We start from the raw sequence: 4,480 nt of genomic DNA on the forward strand, positions 1-4,480 counted from the left end.
ATCTCTTCAGGATCGCTTAGAGTATTCTGGCCTAGATAGATCGCAAACAGAGATCGATGATATCGCAGAAAGGGAGCGGGTATCAAAGAATGACCGGAAATCACACCATATGCTTCTCGGACCAGTTCCCCTTGATCATTCTGAATTACCGTTTCCAGGTATGCATTTTGCTTTTGAAACGCAGCGACGTGAGTATGAAACCGAATCACTAGAAAAATCGAATACGCGCTAGCAGCACAGATGAGAATCAAAGCGGCAATCAAACCGCGGCGAACGAGAATCCGTCTGTTGTTTTGACTCATACGAACAACAGTGGATTCCACGTCGGTACTCATTTAAACTCCTGTCCCATCAGCGCGCTGTCCAGCCTCCGTCAACGGTCACCATACTGCCCGTCATGTAACTCGATGCATCGCTGGCTAAGAAAATGGCCGCGCCCTGAATTTCTTCCATCCGCGCCCAGCGATTCAGCGCGACGGCACCCACGATGAATTTTTTGATTTCTTCGGTTTCCGCAAACGGTTCATTCATCGGCGTTAAGAACGGTCCCGGGCAAATGGCGTTGCAGGTGATTCCAAATTCGCACAGTTCCAGCCCCATGGCCCGCGTCATCTGCACCACTGCCCCTTTACTGGCGGTGTAAGGGGTCCGGTTGGCCATCCCCACCAGTCCCAGCGTACTGGCTAAATTAATAATCCGGCCGTACTGCGCCTGTTTCATATGCGGCACGACCGACTTGGCACATAACCAGGGACCGGTCACATTCACATTCTGCACCAGTTGAAACTCTTCCAGCGTTAACTCATCAATCGGTCCGCGAATATTGATCCCTGCGTTATTGATCAGAATATCGATTTTTCCGAATTCCGAAATCGCCCGGTCCGTCATCGCGGCGACCTGCTCCGCATTCGTCACATCGGCCTGAATCCCAATGGCGCGCGTTCCATAATCTTTCTCAATCTGTGCCGCCATCGCTTCCACTTCGGCCTGATGCCGACTCGTCAGCAATACATGCGCGCCCGCGGAAGCCAGGCCTTCTGCCATCGCGGCCCCCAAGCCTTTGGAACCCCCTGTAATGATGGCAACACGACCGGTTAAATCGAACAGTTTAATTCCAGGCAGCATGATGGTCCCTTCCTCTCAGATTCGTGCTCAACGGGTTGATATCACTGAAATATGTTTTTGAAATGCAGGATCGGTTTCCGGATAGTCGCTCCGATAATGGACGCCACGACTTTCCCGACGCTCAATCGCCGACGCAATCATGAGCTGTGAGACAAGCAGCATGTTCTGCAGCTCCCAACCGCTCAACGTTTTGAATTCACGATCCACCACGTAACGACTCCAGAAATCCACTTTGTCTTTCGCGTTCTGTAGCGATTTTGCGTTTCTCGTAATCCCGACATCGCGCCACATCAAACTGGCTAACGAGTTCCGTAAGTCGCCGCTGTTTAAATCTTCGTCCGAACGTTTCTCTGTGTCCCAGTCCGGCAGCAATGACGCGGAATACCGATCGGGTTGATTCAAGGCTGCCTCGGATGCCCCCTTCCCGGCGGCAGCACCTAAGATCAAACCTTCCAGCAGGCTGTTCGAAGCCAGCCGATTACTGCCATGTAACCCGGTAGACGTCACTTCGCCGGCTGCCCAGAGATGGGGCACGGAAGTCCGCGCCTGCATGTCGGTCTTCACTCCGCCAATCATATAATGCGCACCGGGACGTACGGGAATCTGATCTTTGGATAAATCCAGACCGAAGCTGGCACAGACGTTACTGATATTGGGGAACCGCTCGCTGATGAGAGCCGGGTCCAGATGAGTTAAATCCAGATAAACGCAAGAATGATTCGTTTTCACCATACGATCGGTAATCGCCCGGCTGACAATATCGCGGTGAGCCAGTTCCAGATCGGGATGATATTCGGACATGAATCGCACGCCGTTACAATCCCGCAGATAAGCGCCTTCGCCACGCACTGCTTCCGAAACAAGATAACGGGCTCCGCCGGCGATATATAATACCGTTGGATGAAACTGCATGAATTCCATGTCCTGCAATAACGCCCCCGCGCGAAATGCCAGAGCGTGTCCGTCCCCTGTTGCCAGAGGCGGATTGGTCGTTTCTCGAAACAGGCAACCCGCGCCCCCTGTCGCCAGAATCACCTGCTTCGCCCAGACGAGCGATTTACCGTGATAACGATTCCAGATAATCGCACCGCGGCACTTCCCCTCTTCGGTCACCAGATCAATCGTGGGCGTTTTCGTCCAGGTCTGAATGGAAGGCCGACTATGCACGGCGGAAACCAGCGCCCGCATGAGTTCTTTTCCCGTCGCATCTCCCAGTGCATGCGCTACGCGGCGATGACTGTGCCCCCCTTCTTTGGTGAGCGCGATTTTCCCGTCCTCGGTATCGAAGTCCGTGCCGAGTTCGATCAGTTCCTGAATATGGCGGGGCGCTTCGCGGCAGACATATTCCACGAGCGCCTGATCACACAGATCCTTGCCCGCTGACAGTGTGTCTTCAATATGATTTGTGATGTTATCCAGAGGGTCCAGCACGCCAGCGATGCCCCCCTGGGCATACGCGCTGTTGGACTGAGAGACTTTCCCTTTGTTAACGATGATGGTTTCCAGACGGGGATCGATTGCCAGAGCGGCACGCGAACCGGCCACGCCGCCACCAATGATCAGGACATCGGTAAAAATGTGGGGTATGCGTTTCGGATTGATACGAGTGAGATAGCGTTGACCAGGTTCAATGTGGATCGGATCCAAGTCTGCGTGCTCCTTAAACTCGTTCGTTAGAAGCTGCTGCGCTGGCAAAGCCCGGCAGCCCTGTGGAAATCAAATTGTCATACAGGAAAAACCGCCATCGACGGCGATATTCGAACCGGTGATGAAACTGCCCGCTTTACCAGAGGCCATTAACAGCACCGCGCCCGCCAGTTCATCCGGATCACCAAATCGCCTGGCCGGTGTATGAGTCATAATACTGGAGATACGCTCCGGTGTCAGCACTTTTCGATTCTGCTCCGCCGGAAAGAAACCGGGAGAGAGCGCATTCACACGAATGTCCCGTTCGGCCCATTCACGGGCGAGGTTTTGTGTCAGATTCAACACAGCCGCCTTCGACGCGGAATAGGTAAACACGCGCGACAATGGTGTGATGGCACTCATCGAGGCGATGTTGATGATCGAACCGGCGACATTTTCATCGAGCATCGCCTGGCCGAATACCTGGCAGGCCACTTTCACGCTCAGCAGATTCACGCGGAAAATCCGCTCCCATTCTTCGTCGCTGATTTCCAGAAACGGCGTTGCGGCGTTGATGCCGGCGCCGTTCACCAGAATTTCTGCGACCTGTCCTTTGGCTTTCAGATGCGCGACCAGCGCTTCGAGATCGGCTCGGCTGGTGGAATCGGCGGCGAAAAACTCGGCACTGCCATGCAGTGTTTCGATCATTTTCACACGGCCTGCGCCATTTTCGGCATTGCGGCCCACGATCACCACGTGCGCACCGGCCTGTGCCAGTGCATCGGCAATTGCGCCGCCCAGAACTCCGGTCCCGCCAATCACGACCGCCGTTTTACCAGACAGGCCAAACAAGGCCTGCAAATATCCGGATGAGTTACTTTCACTCATCGCATACCGCCTTCTCTATCTCGATGAATCAGTCACAGAGCTGAAATGGAAAATTAACCAATGAATTCCAGTTTGACCGGATTGGGAATGATGCCCGCTTCGTAACCTTTTTTCAGCAACAGCGCGACGGCTTCGCGTCCCCGGTCGCCGAAATCCAGAGTCCAGTCATTGACATACATGCCGACAAATTTGTCCGCACTGCCCCGGTTCAGATCACGACCATACTTCAAAGCATGATCAAGGGCTTCATCGCGATGTTCCAAGCCGTATTCAATGCTGCGTTTCAGAATCGCAGTGACTTCTTCCATCATTTCCTGGCCCATGTCTTTGCGGATCGCATTCGCACCCAGCGGCAAAGGGAGGCCGGTTTCTTCGTACCACCACTGGCCCATGTCAACAACCAGTTTCAGTCCCTGGTTCGCATAGGTCAACTGGCCTTCGTGAATGATCAGACCGGCATCGAACTTGCCTTGTTCCACGAGATTCAGAATTTCATCGAACGGATGCTCTTCGTATTCGAAATCATCGCCCAGCAGTAATCTCAAAGTCAGAAAAGCGGTCGTCAGTTTGCCGGGAATCGCAATTTTTTTGCCCCGCAGATCGTCAATCGACATTGCTTCGCGAGCCACAACCATGGGCCCGTATTGATCGCCCATCGAGGCGCCACACGAACAGATCGCATATGTATCCGTCAGATAAGCGTAACCATGCAGGCTGACCGCCGTTAATTCCAGCTCTGCCTTGAAGGCACGCTGATTAAGGGTTTCAATATCCTGTAACTCATGTGTAAATCGATACTTACCAGTTTCGATCTTATCATTTGCCAGGGCATGGAACATAA

5 protein-coding genes are annotated in these 4,480 nt (G+C 53.5%); all 5 read right to left on the minus strand.

Annotated elements, in window-relative coordinates; all coding sequences use genetic code 11:
* A partial coding sequence (locus Q0294_RS17945) for a hypothetical protein (protein ID WP_299468191.1) occupies positions 1-335 on the minus strand: 335 nt, incomplete at its 3' end.
* A 16-nt stretch (positions 336-351) separates the two neighbouring features.
* Positions 352-1,125, minus strand: a complete 774-nt coding sequence (locus tag Q0294_RS17950) for a 3-oxoacyl-ACP reductase family protein (protein WP_299468193.1) — start codon at positions 1,123-1,125, stop codon at positions 352-354.
* 27 nt (positions 1,126-1,152) lie between these two features.
* Entirely contained in the window at positions 1,153-2,772 is a 1,620-nt protein-coding gene (nadB, locus tag Q0294_RS17955) for an L-aspartate oxidase (protein WP_299468195.1), read from the minus strand.
* 69 nt (positions 2,773-2,841) lie between these two features.
* A complete protein-coding gene (locus Q0294_RS17960; RefSeq protein ID WP_299468197.1) occupies positions 2,842-3,639 on the minus strand; it encodes an SDR family oxidoreductase in 798 nt (265 codons plus the stop codon).
* Positions 3,640-3,692: 53 nt separating this feature from the next.
* Entirely contained in the window at positions 3,693-4,478 is a 786-nt protein-coding gene (locus tag Q0294_RS17965; protein ID WP_299468199.1) for an MqnA/MqnD/SBP family protein, read from the minus strand.
* Between the last annotated feature and the right edge of the window lie 2 nt (positions 4,479-4,480).

Source organism: uncultured Gimesia sp., assembly GCF_937919775.1.
In the GTDB taxonomy this organism is placed as follows: Bacteria; Planctomycetota; Planctomycetia; order Planctomycetales; family Planctomycetaceae; genus Gimesia.